This window comes from Duganella zoogloeoides (assembly GCF_034479515.1).
Classification (GTDB): domain Bacteria; phylum Pseudomonadota; class Gammaproteobacteria; order Burkholderiales; family Burkholderiaceae_D; genus Rugamonas; species Rugamonas zoogloeoides.
Genome location: NZ_CP140152.1, coordinates 2,853,998 through 2,871,461 on the forward strand (window position 1 = coordinate 2,853,998; position 17,464 = coordinate 2,871,461).

The window sequence follows — 17,464 nt, forward strand, 5'->3', positions numbered from 1 at the left end:
TCACCCCCATATAGTGTTACCCGGCTGCACGCACGGCAACGTAAGCGGCGCGAATCTGCCGGGTCTGCTTTGCGAGTTGCGATAGAACTTCCTTGTCCGATATCCGGTTCCGGTTGTCGTACAGCGACTGATGCGCAGTGGCGATCTTCTGCAAGGTCTCGATATACTTGGGAATGGCAAGGGCGCGGGCCGCGTAAGCAGGCTTGCCGAGCTCGAGATTTGCGTACGCCATTTGCGCGGCGACCGGTTCGCGCATCCTGCCGTCCCGGTCTTTTTCCTCGGCCATGCCGATCAGGGTCCGATGGTAGCTGACGAAAGCCGTGTGCTCGGTGTCCAGGGACTCGGCGAAGCCTTCCATCATCACGGTCATGGAAGCAATCACTTTTTGCAGGGGCGCATTGGCATTCTCGATCACCTGCTTCAATTCCCGTTGTTGATAGGCGCTGGCGATAGCATTGGTCAATGTCTTGCCGAGTGCTCTGACAGCCTCTGCTTTTTCCTCGGTGAGATTGCGTGCTTCTGCAGCTGCATCGACCATTGCGTCAAGCTCGGGATCGAAACCTGGGGTCTCGTCCCCGGCCAGGTCGGCCAGGGCGTTCATGTAGGCGGAAATGGATTTGTGATAGATCGCCAGTTCCGCACTTTGCTTCCTGCGCTCTTCTGCAACCCGGCTCAGGTTATCTCGCTGTGCGATATCGGCCCTGAACGTGTAGGCTTTTCTGACTTCCGGGCTTTGCACGTAGTCATCGCTCAGCCTGGTATAGCTGGCGCCATCGGCCGACATCCTGCCGAATTCCTGGATCGCACCGAGGTTGGCGCATCCGGTGAGGATCAGCGCAATCGCCAGCACGGCTGGCCGGGTCATTGAGTTGAACAATTTATCCCCCATGGTTTAACCAATTGGCAAGCCAGAAACCGATGGCCATCCAAGCGATAACACTACTATTATTTAAATAATAATGGGGAGAATTTTTGATGTATTTTTGCCACTCCACCTATCAGGCTGACAGCTCTCGCCGGATAATCTCCGCACCGGCACTGAGCGCATTGAGTTTTTTTCGGGCGACATGGCGCGGCAATGGCGCCATGCCGCAGTTGGTGCAAGGATAGAGCTTGTCGGCATCGACGAACCGCAGCGCCTTGCGCAAGGTATTGGCAACTTCCTCGGGTGTTTCAATCGCATGGCTGGCCACGTCGATGGCGCCGACCATCACCTTTTTGCCACGGATAAGTTCAATCAGGTCGATTGGCACATGCGAGTTGTGGCATTCCAGCGAGATGATATCGATACTGGACTTCTGCAACTTGGGGAAAGATTCCTCGTATTGGCGCCACTCGGACCCCAGCGTATTTTTCCAGTCGGTATTGGCCTTGATACCGTAGCCATAGCAGATATGGACGGCAGTTTCGCACTTGAGCCCTTCGGTCGCCCGCTCCAGCGTGGCAACGCCCCAATCGTTCACTTCATCGAAAAACACATTGAAGGCCGGTTCGTCAAACTGGATGATATCGACACCGGCTGCTTCCAGTTCCCGCGCTTCCTGGTTGAGAATCGTGGCGAATTCCCAGGCCAGTTTTTCGCGGCTCTTGTAGTGGCGGTCGTAGAGCGTATCGATCATCGTCATCGGGCCTGGCAGGGCCCACTTGATCGGTTGGTCGGTTTGCCGGCGCAAGAATTTGGCGTCTTCCACGAACACCGGCTTCTGGCGGCTCACCGCGCCGACGACGGTCGGTACACTGGCATCGTAGCGATCGCGTATCCTGACGGTTTCGCGTTTTTCAAAATCGACGCCGCTCAGGTGCTCGATAAACGTGGTGACAAAATGCTGGCGGGTTTGCTCGCCATCGCTGACGATATCGATGCCGGCCTGCTGCTGCTCCTGCAGCGCCAGCAGCAACGCATCCTGTTTGCCCTCCGCTAATTCTTCGCCTTGCAATTTCCAGGGCGACCAAAGTTTTTCAGGCTGTGCCAGCCAGGAGGGTTTGGGCAAGCTGCCGGCCGTTGAAGTTGGTAATAATTTTTTCATGATGAGGTCTTTGTCTCTAGGTCGGTCGTTCAGCGCGCGTCATTCGCAGCCCATTGTTCAAGGATATTTTTGTACGGCTTGATGAAATGCTCTTCCGTATATTTGCCCTGCCTGACCGCCAGCTGGCTGCGCTCTTCGCGGTCATAGACGATTTGCGTCAACGAGTAATCCTGGTTTTTCAGGCTGGGCTGATACAGTTTTCCCGCTGCGGAATTGGCGTTATAGATCTCGGGCCGGTAAATTTTCTGGAACGTCTCCATCGTGCTGATCGTGCCGATGAGTTCGAGGTTGGTATAGTCGCCGAGCAGATCGCCGATAAAATAAAATGCCAGCGGGGCGAAGCTGTTGGGCGGCATGAAGTAGCGAACCTTCATCCCCATTTTGTCGAAATACTGGTCGGTCGGCGACAACTCGTTTTGCCGGTACTCGATGCCCAGTATCGGATGCACATTCTCGGTCCGGTGATAAACCTTGCTGCTCGAGGCGCTGATGCAAATGACCGGCGGCTTGTTGAAATGCCGTTTATAGGCGTCGGAGTTGACGAAGTGCTTGAACAGTTTGCCGTGAAAATCGCCGAAATTATCGGGCGTGCCAAACGTGGCTTTGTCGGCGTTATGTTCTGGCAGCAGCACGCTGAAGTCGTAGTCGCGCACATAGGACGAGAAATTATTTCCCGCGATGCCATTGGTGCGTTCGCCGGTTTTCTTGTCGATGATATTCGGCTTCAAGATCTCGATCAGCGGCAGTGCATCATTGCCGCCTGCGGCACCGATCGTCATTTCTACCGAAATGATGTCGAGTTCTACCGTATAGCGGTCGCCATGGGGGTTATCCCAGTGCGCCAGGTTGTTGAAGCGGTTGTCGATCATCCGCAGCGTATTGCGCAGATTTTCCTGGCGGCTTTTGCCTCGCGCCAAATTGGCAAAGTTGGTCGTCAGCCGGGTATGGTCGGACGGATGATAGTTTTCATCGAAAACGATGCTTTTGATGTTGAAAGTAAAATCGTTGCTCATGGTGATCTGTCGTCCTGATTTCTGCAAGAAATGATGGAGCGATGATAACCATGGGCATCGTTGAAGTAAAATGGTCTTATTTCATACTTCCATGAGCCTGGCTCATGTTAAGTCGAGTAACTTTCGGCCTTGCGCGCCATCGCAATGAACGATTGCAGGTAGTCGGTGTCGTAATCGACCTCGCGGGCGCCCAGGTAGATATGCTTCTGGATGCCGGTGGGGCCCAGGCGCAGCGTGCGCAGTTGCAGGTGCGGCGCGTAGTCGGTCACCAGCCACTTGGGCAGGGCGGTCACGCCGCGGCCGCTGGCCACCATCTGCAACATGATGTCGGTGGTTTCGATGGTCTTGTGCTTGCGCGGACCAACCTTGGCCGGCAGCAGGAACATATTGTAGATGTCGAGCCGTTCGAGCGGGACCGGGTACGTGATTAGCGTCTCTTCGTTCAACTGTTCAGGGCGCACTTCCTGCTGGTCGGCCCAGGGATGGTCCTTGTGCACCACCAGCACCTGTTCGTAATCGAACACGGGCTCGAACCGCAGGCCCGGTTTGAGCAGGGGATCGGGCGTGACCAGCAGGTCGATCTCGAAGCCGAACAAGGCGCCGATGCCGCCGAACTGGAACTTTTGTTTGACGTCCACATCCACGTGCGGCCACGCCGCCAGGTAGCCGCTGACGATTTTCAGCAGCCACTGGTAGCACGGATGGCACTCCATGCCAATGCGCAGCGTGCCGCGCTCGCCCTGGGCAAACTGGCGCAGGCGTTCCTCTGCCAGGTCCAGTTGCGGGATCACGCGCTGGGCGACCGCATGCAGGTACTGGCCCGCCTGGGTGAGCCGCAACGTGCGTCCTTCCCGCAGCCAGATGTCTGTGCCCAGTTGCTGCTCGAGCTTTTTCATGCTGTGGCTCAGCGCAGACTGGGTCAGGTGCAGCACTTCGGCGGCTGCCGTCAGAGAGCCTTGCTTTTCAACTTCCAGCAGGGTGGCGAGATGGATACGTTCCAGCATGGCGGATGAGTAAAACTCATGGTTGGTTGCGCGAAGGACATTTTACGTCATCTGACGTTGAAGGTTTGCTCGATCCCTTGCAATCCCGGTGCCGACACGCGCAGCTTGACGACGCCCGGCATCCGTCCGGCACGTAAGATACCCATGGCGAAACCGTTGTGCAGCACTTTTTTATTTCCCGCGAACAGGTCGTCGCTCCAGTGGTTGCCATTGTCCACCGCGATCAGGCTTGCCGCACCGCGTACGTCGAAGGTCAGCTCGCCGCCGACGGTTGGCACTTTGCGTCCCTTGGCGTCCACCGCGTACACCTTCACATATTGCAGATCGAGACCGTCCGCCTTCCACGCGGAATTTTCCGCCTCGAGCACCAGGGCCACGGCGGCGCCGGTGGTCTCGAGCTGGTGTTGCGCCACAATCTTGCCGCCGGTACGTGCCACGGCGGTGATCGTGCCGGCAGAGTAGGGCACGTCCTTCCAGTAAATGGTGTTGCGCTGGGTAACGTCCATCGAGTTCTTCTGCACGCCCACAGATTTGCCGTTGACGAGCAGTTCGACCTCCTCGGCATTGGTGTACGTGTACAAGTTATAGGTCTTGCCTTGCTGCCGGTTCCAGTGCGACGACACCACTTTTTGGCCCACCATCACATCGTTCCACATCTTCGACTCGCCCTCGTTGTCGACGATGCCGATATGGACCAGCGGCTCCGGCTTGAAAATGCTCTTGGTCAGCCAGGCTTGCGGGAACGGTTCCAGCGCATGGTTGAAGAACGAATAGGCCCAGCCTTTCTTGGGCCAGCCGTCCGATTCGCCCCAGTATTCGATTGCGCCCCAGTAGGCCAGGCCCACCATCTTGTCGCGGTCCATGCCGAAGTAAGGGCCTGCCAGTTCGTTGGTGACTGCTTCGCTCTGGTAAATGATCATGTCGGGCGCGTGCTTCAGGTATTGCGGATAGTCCACCCAGGTGTAGTTGAAACTGGCCACGTCGGTAATGGTGGCCAGTTCCGGCGGCACGATGTTTTCCTTGATATTGAAATCGGGATTGGCCTTGATGATGCCATTGGCCCGCGCCGGGTACATGGCCACGGTGGTTTTACGGGTGGGATCGTAGCGCTTGGCGACCACGTCCATGATGCGGTAGGTAGTCTTGCCCCAGTCGCCGGTCGGGAATCCCCAGCGCTCTTCCTGGAATTGCAGCTCATTGCCAAAGCTCCACATGATCACGGAGGGGTGATTGCGGTCGCGCTTGATCCACTCCTTGAGGTTAGAGAACCAGACATCGTTCCATGGCGCGCTGCCGGCCCAGGCGCGGGTGCTGCCCCATTTATCGTACAGCTCGTCCACCACGAGGATGCCTTTTTCGTCGGCAAGTTCCAGGAACGATTCCGAGTAAGGGTTGTGCGAAGTGCGGATGTGGTTGAAGCCGAACGCCTTGAGGCGGTCCATCGTGCGTGCGATCGACGTCCGGTATGCCGCCGCGCCCACGGCGCCAAGGTCATGGTGGTTGGCCACGCCTTGCAGGAACACCTTCCTGCCATTGAGACGCAGGCCGAAATGCTTTGAGAATTCAATGGTGCGGATGCCGAACCGCTTGGTCAACCGGTCGATCACCTTGCCTCCGGCCGCCAGTTCCACTTCGGCCACATACAGCGCAGGCGTGTCGATCGACCACAGCTGCGGCGCCGCGAGCCGAAGCTGCGGCAAGGGCACTTCGATCTCGGCGAGATTGCGCGCTGGCGGCACTGCCGCCCGTGTTTCGCCGACTTGCTTGCCATCGGGCGCGTAAATGCGGGTGGTGATCTCAACGGCCTCGTTCTTGCCTTTCAAACCTGCCACTTCCACCTGCACCTGTATGTCGGCATGATGGTCTGAAACCACGGGTGTCGTTACAAAAATGCCGTGGCGGGCGATCGAAACCGGTTGCCTGACCACCAGGTGATATCGCGGAACAGGCCGCCACCCGTGTACCAGCGCGAGTTGCCATCGCGGGTGGATGCCCGCACGGCCACCACGTTGTCGCCATCGTAGTTGAGCACATCGGCGATATTGGTCTCGAAGCCGAGGTAGCCATAAGCGGTGCCACCGACTTTTTTACCGTTCACCCACACCTCGCCGGCCAGCATGATGCCCTCGAAATCGAGCAACACCTGCTTGCCGCGCCACTTGGGATCGGTCTTGAAGGTCTTGCGGTACCAGCCCACGTCCGCAGTCTTGAAACCCAGGCTGCGGTTGGCGGCCTTGTCCCATGGTTGTTCGATCTGGAAGTCGTGCGGCAGATCGAGTTTGCGCCAGTCCTGGTCGTTCAGGGCGGGATCCTGGCCATTGGCCACGTCGCCTTGCTGGAATTTCCAGCCGAAGTTAAATAATTCGCTGGTGCGTGGTGATTCGCCGGTCGTGGCGCCTTGGGCCTGCAGCGCGCTGCTGCATAACAAGGCGAGGCAAAGCATTAAAAATCTGGTGGTACTCAACATGACATTCGTCTCCGGCTATTGTATGGGAAGTGCGCGCAGCGCCCTCGTTATCTATGACGACGAGGAAGTGCGGCATTTCCTAGGCACGCAGGACGGCGAAGCAGAAATAGTCAGATTATTGAGCAGAAAGTACACCTGGCCGGAAGGCGCCAGACTTGGCTTTGCGAAATACGCAGAAAATAATGTCGCTCGGGAAAACTGACAACACGGGAATCGAACATAACACGGCAAAATATTGCAGGTATAAAGAGAATCCCGAAATATCGCCTGTACAACGTATCCGCTCGAACAGGCCTTTCTTGCGCATGGAAGGCAACTGCCCGGAATACACGCTCACGAAGCCATGCCGGGTCACGAGCAGTTCCAGGTTGCGGGGATTGAAATAATGAACGTGGGGGGAGGGCAGATCCTTTTGCCAGAGCCGGTTGAACGGATTGCGCCACCCCAGTCGGGCAAATATTTTAGATAAGCGATAGAAAAAGCCCCGGCTGTTCGGAAGATTAAGAACCAGCAGGCCGTTTTCACTCAAGCGCGCATTGCATGCCTCCAGGGCCGAGGCAATATCAGGAATATGCTCGATAACGTCGTTAAACACGATGACATCGAACGATTCATCGGGCGTGAGCGCGTCGGGAAAATAACCAGGTCGTACCGGCAGGCCGCGCGAGGCGGTGCGGCTGCCAACCACCGAATCGGGCTCGACGCCCAGGACATCGAAATGCGCGCGCGCAGTTTCGAGAAACCATCCGTGGGCGCAACCCACATCGAGCAAACGCCGAGCCCCTGGCTTCACATGCTTGAGTACGACGCTTAAAATGTCGCGAAAGTTTTCCTGCCGCAGCGATTTCAAACCCACTTCACGCTCAAGTTCGTCAACCGGCGCACCGTCCGGTTGCGCGTTGATTTTTACACTCAGCGCAGCGCCTTCGTATCCACATGCCGAACATGAAGTATGCCAATCGGTTAAACCTTGCAACTGCAAGGTGCTGCAAACAACACATCGCATAATCCTCCTCGGGGACGCGGCATAGATGGGCAAGCTTAACTTATTGGCGATGTTTTTGAAATACCAACAGGCTTCACAGCGGGGCCCGGTGAACGAAATATGCTAACTCCCGGCCGGAGGAACCTTTCTTGGTGTAAGCGCATCGATAATGCGGCAATTTGCCACCGTGCCGCCATGGCACGACACCAGCAATTGCGACAAGTGGTGCTTGAGTGCGCTCAGGTCGGCGATTTTCTGCTCGATTGTCGCCAGATGTTGCTGCGTCAGTTGATCGACCATGCAGCAATCGTGTTCGCGCTGGTCCGACAGGTCCAGCAAATTGCGTACTTGATCGATCGAAAATCCCAGGTCTCGGGCGCGGCAAACAAAACTCAGGCGCGCCAGGGCATCGCCGTCATAGCGGCGGTAGTTGCTGCCGGTACGGGCCGGTGCAGGTAGCAAGCCGATCTTTTCGTAATACCTGATGGTTGCCGCCGGCGTTTGCGCCGCCGTTGCCAGTTGCCCGATATTGAATGTATCCATGATTGCGCTTGACCTTGAAGTGACTTCAACGTTTATAAAGTGGAAGTCCGCATCAAGTCAAGTTCAATAAACCTGGGAGGCTCCATGGACGAATGCTGTTCAAACAAGGGGAAAGAAATTGCCGAACTGGCATTGAAAGCAGGCCAGCGCCGCGTGCTGCTGTGGGTGTTGGCGATCAACGCGCTGATGTTCGTGATCGAATTTTCTGCCGGCTACATCGCCAATTCGTCGGCGCTGATGGCCGATGCGGTGGACATGCTGGGCGATGCCATCGTCTATGTGCTGAGTTTGTTTGCTTTACAGCGGGGAGCGCGCTGGCAGGCAGGCGCTGCGCTCGCCAAAGGCGCCATCATTTTCCTGTTCTTCATCGGTATCGTAGTGGAGATCGGCTACAAGCTGCGCCATGGCGTTCCGCCATCGAGTGACCTGATGTTGATATTCGGCTTCCTGGCGCTGCTGGCCAACGTGACGTGCCTCGGGCTGCTGTGGCGCTTCCGCAAAACCAACGTCAACATGAGCAGCACGTTCGAATGCTCGCGGAACGACGTGGTCGCCAACGTGGGCGTGTTGTGCGCGGGCGGGGCGGTGGCGATGTCCCATTCCGCCTGGCCCGACATCGTTATCGGTGGGTTGATTGGCCTGGTGTTTCTTCGATCGGCAATTCGTGTGCTGAGGGAAGCCTGGCCGCAATTCAAGCGGAGGTCGGCGTAACCGGCGTTAAGCCAAACTTTCACTTACGATCCATCGGGGCGAGTGATTACGGCTTACAACGGTAGCGATGCGCAGAATTTTACTGTTGATCAAGGGGGGAATCGTACCAGCCACCGGCGTCAAGGGATCAACTATGGGTTCACCGTTGAGAATAATAGCAACAGACTCAGTTCATGGAGCGGTAACGGCCAGTGCCGTAACTTCGATTATGACGCGTCCGGCAATGTGGTCGCTGAGCATCGTCACAACGGCACGAGAGGCTATACCTATGACGGTATCGGCCGCCTGACGGGCATTATTCGAGATGGCACTCAGCTCAGCGATTATAGCTATAATGCCTTCAATCAACGCGTTTATAAAAATTCTTCGAATGGCTGGCTGCTCAGCGTGTACGGCCCGAACGGTGAGCTCCTCTTTGAGGAAGGGGCGCGCAACAGCAGCTACGTCTGGCTTAGTGGGGAGTTGCTTGGCGTTGCACAACAGGGGCAATTTTTTGCCAGCCACAACGACAAGCTGAGCCGTCCTGAAGTGCTTACCAATTGTAGTGGTGCCGTGGCTTGGCGCGCTTTCAATACAGCGTTTGACCGAACCGTTACGGTTGATAATGTCGGAGGATTGCCGATTGGTCTCCCGGGGCAGTACTACGACTCAGAGTCTGGCCTCTGGTATAACTGGCATCGGTATTACGACGCGTCGCTGGGTAGATATATCCAATCCGATCCCATTGGGTTGGGGGGAGGAGTAAACACCTATGCCTATGTAGGCGGGAATCCTCTTAGCAGTACTGACCCGACAGGTCTGATACCCAATCCACTCGAGGCGGCTTGCGTCGCCGGACCAAACCCAGTCTGTGTCATTGGTGTAGGCCTTGATGTTGCTAGCTGGATCTGGCCAGGTGCGGTGCTCGTCGGCGGTAGCGCCGCCGTTATTGTCTCGTCAGACGCCGTGAAGTTCTCCAAAGGGGGCTCGCAGAACATCAGGGACACGGGATTGATTGGAGTTTCCGATGCGGAAATTGAAGCACGCCTAAAGGATCCGCGTACGAGTGCGGAAGAGCGAAAGCGCTTGACGAAAGAGCAAAAATCGCGCGGCCAACGAAATAAGAACAAGGATAGTCGTAAGAAATGCCCGTAATTCTAATTGGAGGCAATTATGCTTTGTTGTGCACACGCGATTTTCTACTTCAAGCTTTGTGATGAAAAACAAGATACGTTTCTTATCCATGAAAATGTCTATTTGATTGATGCAGATGATATAGATCATGCTACGCAGGCTGCAATTCGGATCGCTAAGGGGAACGAGGATCTCAGCGAGGACGGGCACCTTGAGCTTAACGAAAAGAAGGCTGCATACGTCTTTGCTGGACTCCGAAAAGTCATTGAAGTGGAGTCTAGTCCAGGCCCGATAAATGTGTCTGGGCTGGTTGGATTGGAGTTGACGTATTCGGAGTACGAGGTGGATGACTTGGACCAAGTCTTCGCTCTTGCCCGTGGACAAATGGTTGAAGTTCTCTACAGGGAGTAATGGGCAATACAGAAAAGCACGGGGTCAAGGCTACGAAGCGGACACGGGCTGATGCGTAGCTAGATCGGCCGATGCCAGGACCTTCTTTATGAACAATAAAAGCCGTCACCAACCGCTGCCCCGCGCGTGGGCCTCCGTTCCTTGGCTCCCGGCTTGTTGGCACGCTCCGGGAAAGCACGGGGTCAGATACGCGTCACAGCGATGTGGCGACGACGGAACGAGGACAGGTCCTGCTGGCTACGTAATCGGATGCGGTCTCCTCAAGCGGATACGCAACCATGGGAATGATGTCGCTACGATAAGGTTCGAAATCACGCATATCAAGAGCGGCGCCTGCTGGCTTCGCAAGAGGGATCCCGTTCAGCGATCGATTTCAGCCGTGCCCCACGTGATGGGGACACCATCACGCCGGATACGTGGAGCGGTGAACGTAAGCGGGGCGCATGGCAGGACACGTACACGGCCCGTAAGCGGGTTTATGAGGATGGGCAGTGCGTTGTGACCGTCACGCTCGATAAATCGTTTGTAGGCCCTGCAATAAGCCGTCCACGGGCAAAACGTGGCGAGTCCGAGAAGCGCTTGCAGAACGAGGATGATGCTGGCCGCCGTGCAAAGCAAAGGGTTCGTGACTGCTGCAAGACCATCGGTGCGGATCGCATGGTTACGCTCACGTACCGCGACAACATGACCGACCGCGAAAAAGCACTTAAGGATTGGAAAGCGTTTGTTCGTCGCCTGGGCAAGGTGAACAAGTTCCATTACGTGGCCGTTATCGAAGAACAGGAACGGGGTGCGCTGCATTTTCATGTGGCCGTGCGTGGCAAACAGAATTACGTGCTTTTGCGCTCGATCTGGCAGCGCGTGGTGGGCTTGGGGCCATCCGGCGAGCAAATGGGGCAGGTTAACGTGCGCGATCCGCACAAGCTCGGATTTGGCGTCAAGGGCGCTCACCGGCTTGCCGGATACATCGCAAAGTATTGCGGTAAGCAAATGGACAGTAGGGCGCTTGACCAGAAACGGTATTTCCGTAGCAAGGGCATTGTGTTGCCTGAGTTGCAGTACTGGCGCTTACCGAACTGCACCTGCATGCTTGACGCAGTGCACTCGGCGTTTCACATGATTGAGGGGCATTCATTTGAGGGGTTGGAAACATGGTGTAACAATGCTTTAGGCATTGTATATTTGGCCACGGCACCGGGAATCCCTGATGCAGTAGAGGTTCCGTTTTAATAGGGCTGTTAGAATTGCTTGTTATCAATATGATGGGGTTTATACATGAGTAATTCGCCCGGCGGTCCAAGTCCCCGACCAAGAATCAGACGTGGGGGCCAGTCTGACGATGGTCGTCGTAAAAATAGGCTTCAGGTCCTAGAAATGTGGTCCAAGATCGCCTCAGCAGTTGCTATACCAATAGTGCTGGCGGTTGTTGGTTGGGTGGTGCAAGACTCTATCTCTTCTGAAAGTATAAAAAAAGATTACGTGACATTGGCGATCGGGATGCTTCAAGACGAGAAGGTTAAGGATCCAGAATTGCGTGCATGGGCGCTTTCAATTGTAAGGCAAAATTCGCCGGTTCCGCTAAGCAGTCAACTTCAGGGCAAGATCATTTTGGGCGCAATGCAGGCAGCAAGCCCTGTGCCATGGCCACCGATGCCTGATTTTGCTATGAAGCCACCTGCCAAACTACAGGATTTTCCGTTAGAGAAAATTAAGAGGGGGGAGTTAGATAACTACGATCTTGCCAAAGGATGGGCGGATGCCCACATTGCTGCAAGTTCAACTGCCATTACCCTAACTTCCCTCCAAGAATTGGTTCGAGTTCGTGACAAGTTGCAAGCAGAAGTTCGTGAAAAAACTCTCGCTCGAGAAAGTAAAAGCATTGCTGATGAGGCTAAAAAGTAGCGGAGGTATCCTAACTTTATGCAGTTAGATCTATTTCCTCTTGAGCACATGTCGGAGGTTGAACGTGATTTCGTCTATCGAACCATTCGTAACTGTTACTGGCATCTGCGCAACCTGCGTGGGGCTCGATGGGGACAGGCCAGGGCGCGTAAGCAATATCGCATTGTGGCTGAGCATAAAAAACGCCTGCTCATGGCAGGCGTATCAAAGCGTGAAATTCTGGACTTGTTATCTTGCTGCCGGTTGAGGTGCAGTAGGCATCGCCAACCGTTCAAACCGTGCCAGTTTTGCTCTTAAGCGGGTCGCCATCTTCCGGAGTCAATTTGACATAATATAAATTATGCGAAGTTATGGATCTATCGTCGTCCGCATCCCAGCCGACGCCAGAATCTCATCATGCCGCTCGTTATCAGTCTTGTGCAAATACGCCGCCGTCGTCGCAATGCTGGCGTGACCAGCCGTTTCCTGCAGCGTTTTCAATTGCACGCCGTTGTTGGCATGATTGGTCAGCATGCTGTGGCGCAGCCAGTGCGCCGATGCTTGGCGCAATGTCGCGGCCATGTCCGCATCGCCGAACGCATCGGCGGCGGCCGCTGCGGCGGCGAAGATGGCTTTGAGTGCGTCGGACGCGGCCTCGTCGGTGATGCGCACCAGCGCGTCGCCCCGGCTCGACAGGACCAGCGGCGTGGTGTCGGTGCGGATGGTGTGCGGCAGCAAGCCGAACGCGGCGCGGTATTGTCGGTACGCGGACAGCATCTCGGGCGGCACCGGCAGCCGGCGCGGCTTGTTGCCTTTGCCAAGGACGTCGAGCCACCAGCGGCCGTTGCCTTCGGTATAGAACGCGCCCATGTTGGCGCTGACGATTTCGTTGAGGCGCGCGCCGGTGTGGATGTAGGCAGTCAGCAGGAAGCGATCGCGTTCGCGGCGGCGCATGGCGGCTGGCGTCGGCGCCTCGCGCGTGGCGACTGTATGCAGCGCCAGGGCCAGCGCGTCTTGCGTGAGGTAGCGCGTGATGCGGCTGGCACTGGCCGTTTTGACGTGCTTGACCAGCGCCGCCGGATCGCGCCGCAGATAGCCGGTTTGCGTGGCGTACGCGAACAATCCCTTGACGGCGATCATGGCCTGGCGCCGGCTGGCGTCGGATAACGGCCCGCTGAACGGCCGGTAGCGTTCATCGCTGCGCGGCCACTTGGTGGTGGAAATCCACGAGGCCGGCGGCGCCTTGAGGAAGTCCTTGTAGCTATTGAGCTCGGCGACGCTGAGCTGGCGCAGCGTCTTGCCCGCCTCTTCCCGGCACCAGGTCAGGAAGCGAAATAGCTCTTTTTGGGTGTTGGCGATCGATTTGGGACCCAGTTCGCCGTGGCTGATGAATTCGCGGGCGATTTCGCTGTCGGTCTGGGCATCGGTGATGGCGTCCTCGGCGATGGTACGCAGGGCATCCCGGTCGCGCTGGCGCCGCTGCGCCGCGCCGTCGCTGTGCGCGGGAAACGGCTCGAGGTTGATGACGGCGAACTTCTTCTCTGGCGTTGGCTGCTGCATGGTCGATACCGGGCTAAAAGACTGTGTGAATATACAGCCAATTATACAGTATTGCATACAGTAATATTAATCGACAATATAGGTAGTAATGTCGAGTTAAATGAATTGTGGAACGGCATGCTGCGGACATGTTTTGCGCCGTCCGCAGCCTGAATTACCTAGTCGAGGTCGGCCTTGTCATGGCGCTCCGCCAACTGCTCGGCCGGCTCGCCGAACACCCGGTTCACCCGGCGGCCGCGCTGCACCGCCGGACGGGCAGCAATCTCCTCGGCCCAGCGCCTGACATGCTGGTACTCGTGCACCGACAGGAACTCGGCCGCATTGTAGAGTTGCCCCAGCACCATCGAGCCGTACCACGGCCAGATTGCCATGTCGGCAATCGTGTACTCGTCCCCTGCCACGTAGCGATGCTGGGCCAGTTGACGATCCAGCACGTCGAGCTGACGCTTGGTTTCCATCGCATAGCGGTTGATCGGGTACTCGAGTTTTTCCGGCGCATACGCATAGAAATGACCGAAGCCGCCGCCCATGAACGGCGCCGAACCCATCTGCCAGAACAGCCAGTTCAGGGTTTCGGTCCGGGCACTGCCCTGTTTCGGCAGGAAGGCGCCGAATTTTTCGGCCAGGTGCACCAGGATCGAACCCGACTCGAACACGCGCTGCGGCGCTGCCCCACTGCGGTCCACCAGCGCCGGAATCTTGGAGTTGGGATTGACATCGACAAAACCGCTGCCGAACTGGTCGCCTTCGTTAATGCGAATCAGCCAGGCGTCGTACTCGGCGCCCGTGTGCCCTGCCGCCAGCAATTCCTCGAGCAGGATGGTGACCTTGACGCCATTGGGCGTGCCCAGCGAATACAACTGCAACGGGTGCTTGCCGACTGGAAGCTCCTTGTCGTGCGTGGGGCCCGCTACCGGGCGATTGATGCTGGCAAAGGTGCCACCTGCCGTGGTGGGCGCGGTCCAGACCGCGGGCGGGACGTAACTGGTCGGTTCGGTCATGCAAATCTCCTAGGGACGCGCGCACGGGTATCGGCGCGCGGATCGGTCATTCTAGCGGAAACACGCTTCGATCAGCTTGGCTGAGCGTGGTTTGCGTGTTATGTTTCAGACAAGGCGAGTCCCTCCCCCATAGAACCAAGAGAACAAAGAGATGCAAATACATGGCAGCTACCCAGGAATCACCCGATTGACGCAGCGGCTCCTTCTCGCCGTGCTATGCCTGATTGCCGCCGGCGCCGCGCATGCCACGCCAGCGCTGTTCGATCGATATACGGACGGTGAGCAAACCGGCCAAATCTTTGCCGAAAAATGCTGCTACCTCGATCTGCCCGAAGACCCGCGCATGCGCGAGCTGCGGCGTCAACGTCTGGGCAGCTGCAGCGCCGCCGGTGCTCCGGTGGGCGTATTCAGGCGCGAGCAGGGAAAATTATGGTTGACCGCACTGGCTGAGTGCGGAGGAGAAATCCCTCTGAAGACGCATTATGAGGGCCTCCAGGGTCCGGTCGTGGCGACATGGCTATCGGGCACGTTCAAGGCATATGTCGGGCATTGCTATACCGCCGCAGCACAGCACAAATATGCCGTCACCCAGGTACTGGTCATCGAGCAGGGCGTGGTGAAATCGGTTAACGAAATACACAACGATATCTCTGACTGCAAGCGCTGACGGCGCCATGCATCGCAAACCCATCGCCACATCGCATTACACGTCTGGCATTCGCATCCCGGCTATAATGTCGCCCTTCACCAGAAGGAATCCGCCATGTCTCTGCTAGCCCACCAGCTCGAACTGCTGTCGCCCGCCAAAACCGCTGAAATCGGCCGGGAGGCCATCCTCCACGGCGCCGACGCTGTCTATATCGGCGGTCCCGCCTTTGGCGCCCGCCATAACGCCAGCAACCCGATCGAGGATATCGCGGCGCTGGTGCAGTTCGCGCACCGCTACCATTCGCGCATTTTCGTCACGCTCAACACCATCCTGCACGACTCGGAACTGGAAGGTGCGCGCAAGCAGATCTGGCAGTTGTACGAGGCCGGCGTCGATGCGCTGATCGTGCAGGACCTGGGCCTGATGGAAATGGACCTGCCGCCGATCCAGCTGCACGCCAGTACCCAGTGCGACATCCGCACCAAAGAGAAGGCCAAATTCCTCGGCGATGCCGGCTTCTCGCAACTGGTGCTTGCGCGCGAACTGACCATCAATCAAATCCGCGAAATCCACGCCGCCACCGACACCCCGCTCGAATACTTTGTGCACGGCGCGCTGTGCGTGGCGTTTTCCGGCCAGTGCTATATTTCGCACGCGGATACGGGCCGCAGCGCCAATCGTGGCGACTGCTCGCAGGCATGCCGCCTGCCGTACACGCTTTCTGACAACGCCGGCCGCGTGGTCGCCTACGACAAGCATTTGCTGTCGATGAAGGACAACGACCAGAGCCGCAACCTCGAAGCGCTGATCGATGCCGGCATCCGCTCGCTCAAGATCGAAGGCCGCTACAAGGACATGGGCTACGTGAAAAACATCACCGCCCACTACCGCCTGCTGCTCGACGAAATCCTCGAGCGCCGCACAGAATTCAAGCGCGCTGCCAGCGGCACCACCAGCATTCACTTCACGCCGGACGTGGAGAAGAACTTCAATCGCGGCCACACCGATTACTTCGCCAACGGCCGTACGGACGAAATCGGCGCCTTCGACAGCCCGAAATACCTGGGCCTGGAACTGGGCACCGTCACCCGCGTGGCCACCGACCACTTCGACATGGTGTCGAATGCCCCGCTGGCCAACGGCGACGGCTTGAACTACATGAACAAGCGCGAGACCGTGGGCGTGCAGGCCAACGTCGCCAAGAAACTCGGCGACAGCAAGGACGGCGAATTGTGGCGCGTGTTCCCCAACGAAGCCTTCCTCGCCCTGCCCGGCTTCAAGCCCGGCATCGCCATCCACCGTAACCGCGACCACCAGTGGGAAGCGATCCTGAACAAGAAATCGGCAGACCGCAAGGTGTCGGTGCACGCCACCCTGTCCGAACTCGAAGGCGGCGCGGGCCTGCGCCTGTCGCTGCTCGACGAAGACGGCTGCCTGAGCGTGACCGATGCGCCGATGGCGCTGCAACCGGCGCAGCAGGCCGACCAGGCCGCAGCAGGCCTGCGCGCCAGCCTGTCAAAGCTGGGCGCCACCATGTTTGCGGCGTCGGACGTGGAACTCAATCTGTCGCAACCGTGGTTCGTGCCGTCGGCCGCCATCAATGCGCTGCGCCGCGACGCGGTGGCAGCGCACGAAGCGGTGCGTCTCGCAGCCTGGGAGCGGCCGCTGCGCAAGGCGTCGATCGAACCGCCGCCGGTGTACCCGGAAACGCAGCTGAGCTACCTGGCCAACGTGTACAACGAAAAGGCGCGCGCGTTCTACCAGAAGCACGGCGTGCAGCTGATTGCCGCCGCCTACGAGGCGCACGAAGAAGCCGGCGAAGTGCCGCTGATGATCACCAAGCACTGCCTGCGCTTCTCGTTCAACCTGTGCCCCAAGCAGGCCAAGGGCGTGCAAGGCGTGCAGGGACAGGTAAAAGCCGAGCCGATGACCCTGGTCAGCGGCAAGGAAACCTACACCCTGCGCTTCGACTGCAAACCGTGCGAGATGCACGTTGTGGGCGCGATGAAGACCAACATCCTGAAGTCGGCCCCGCCATCCAACGTGGCCTACACGCCGATCAAGTTCCATCGCCAGCGCCCGGGCGCCTGAGGGAATAC

At 57.7% G+C, this 17,464-nt stretch carries 17 protein-coding genes; 7 read left to right on the top strand and 10 right to left on the bottom strand.

Annotated features, from left to right (window positions below):
- Positions 1–16 precede the first annotated feature (16 nt).
- The 8 genes from SR858_RS12665 to SR858_RS12700 form a co-directional block, all read right to left on the bottom strand.
- Positions 17–889 (bottom strand): hypothetical protein, encoded by an 873-nt coding sequence (locus SR858_RS12665; protein ID WP_019921159.1) that lies wholly within the window; start codon positions 887–889, stop codon positions 17–19.
- Between the two features lie 109 nt (positions 890–998).
- Positions 999–2,027, bottom strand: coding sequence for a methionine synthase (locus tag SR858_RS12670; RefSeq protein WP_026637165.1), 1,029 nt, complete (start codon positions 2,025–2,027; stop codon positions 999–1,001).
- A gap of 29 nt (positions 2,028–2,056) precedes the next feature.
- Entirely contained in the window at positions 2,057–3,040 is a 984-nt protein-coding gene (locus SR858_RS12675) for a DUF1852 domain-containing protein (RefSeq protein ID WP_019921161.1), read from the bottom strand.
- 107 nt (positions 3,041–3,147) lie between these two features.
- Positions 3,148–4,044 (bottom strand): LysR family transcriptional regulator, encoded by an 897-nt coding sequence (locus SR858_RS12680; protein ID WP_019921162.1) that lies wholly within the window; start codon positions 4,042–4,044, stop codon positions 3,148–3,150.
- Positions 4,045–4,091: 47 nt separating this feature from the next.
- Positions 4,092–5,918 (bottom strand): glycoside hydrolase family 2 TIM barrel-domain containing protein, encoded by a 1,827-nt coding sequence (locus SR858_RS12685; protein ID WP_322534582.1) that lies wholly within the window; start codon positions 5,916–5,918, stop codon positions 4,092–4,094.
- A gap of 8 nt (positions 5,919–5,926) precedes the next feature.
- Positions 5,927–6,487, bottom strand: a complete 561-nt coding sequence (locus SR858_RS12690) for a sugar-binding domain-containing protein (RefSeq protein ID WP_322534583.1) — start codon at positions 6,485–6,487, stop codon at positions 5,927–5,929.
- A 139-nt stretch (positions 6,488–6,626) separates the two neighbouring features.
- Entirely contained in the window at positions 6,627–7,517 is an 891-nt protein-coding gene (locus tag SR858_RS12695; RefSeq protein ID WP_084669894.1) for a class I SAM-dependent methyltransferase, read from the bottom strand.
- Positions 7,518–7,619: 102 nt separating this feature from the next.
- Positions 7,620–8,039 (bottom strand): MerR family transcriptional regulator, encoded by a 420-nt coding sequence (locus SR858_RS12700; RefSeq protein WP_019921165.1) that lies wholly within the window; start codon positions 8,037–8,039, stop codon positions 7,620–7,622.
- Between the two features lie 84 nt (positions 8,040–8,123).
- Here SR858_RS12700 and SR858_RS12705 point away from each other — a divergent pair, with 84 nt between their 5' ends.
- From SR858_RS12705 to SR858_RS12725, 5 genes are all read left to right on the top strand, one after another.
- Positions 8,124–8,750 carry a cation diffusion facilitator family transporter gene (locus SR858_RS12705; protein ID WP_019921166.1) on the top strand — a complete coding sequence of 209 codons (627 nt, stop codon included), beginning with the start codon at positions 8,124–8,126 and terminating at the stop codon, positions 8,748–8,750.
- 42 nt (positions 8,751–8,792) lie between these two features.
- Positions 8,793–9,884, top strand: coding sequence for an RHS repeat domain-containing protein (locus SR858_RS12710; RefSeq protein ID WP_084669895.1), 1,092 nt, complete (start codon positions 8,793–8,795; stop codon positions 9,882–9,884).
- A gap of 18 nt (positions 9,885–9,902) precedes the next feature.
- On the top strand, positions 9,903–10,274 hold the full coding sequence (locus SR858_RS12715) for a hypothetical protein (protein WP_019921168.1): 372 nt from the start codon (positions 9,903–9,905) through the stop codon (positions 10,272–10,274).
- 498 nt (positions 10,275–10,772) lie between these two features.
- Positions 10,773–11,504, top strand: a complete 732-nt coding sequence (locus SR858_RS12720; RefSeq protein ID WP_154819822.1) for a rolling circle replication-associated protein — start codon at positions 10,773–10,775, stop codon at positions 11,502–11,504.
- A gap of 144 nt (positions 11,505–11,648) precedes the next feature.
- Complete coding sequence (locus tag SR858_RS12725) at positions 11,649–12,176, top strand: hypothetical protein (protein ID WP_154819823.1); 528 nt, start codon at positions 11,649–11,651, stop codon at positions 12,174–12,176.
- 348 nt (positions 12,177–12,524) lie between these two features.
- Here the strand turns inward: SR858_RS12725 and SR858_RS12730 are convergent, their stop codons facing one another.
- Together SR858_RS12730 and yghU are read right to left on the bottom strand one after the other, a co-directional pair.
- On the bottom strand, positions 12,525–13,715 hold the full coding sequence (locus SR858_RS12730) for a tyrosine-type recombinase/integrase (protein ID WP_019921170.1): 1,191 nt from the start codon (positions 13,713–13,715) through the stop codon (positions 12,525–12,527).
- Between the two features lie 158 nt (positions 13,716–13,873).
- The gene (gene yghU, locus SR858_RS12735) at positions 13,874–14,716 is read right to left on the bottom strand and encodes a glutathione-dependent disulfide-bond oxidoreductase (protein WP_019921171.1); all 843 of its coding nucleotides are present in this window, start codon (positions 14,714–14,716) and stop codon (positions 13,874–13,876) included.
- Between the two features lie 187 nt (positions 14,717–14,903).
- On the opposite strand from yghU, the gene SR858_RS12740 reads away from it, so the two are divergent.
- Complete coding sequence (locus tag SR858_RS12740) at positions 14,904–15,383, top strand: hypothetical protein (RefSeq protein WP_019921172.1); 480 nt, start codon at positions 14,904–14,906, stop codon at positions 15,381–15,383.
- A gap of 96 nt (positions 15,384–15,479) precedes the next feature.
- Entirely contained in the window at positions 15,480–17,456 is a 1,977-nt protein-coding gene (locus SR858_RS12745) for a peptidase U32 family protein (protein WP_019921173.1), read from the top strand.
- The last annotated feature ends 8 nt before the right edge of the window (positions 17,457–17,464 follow it).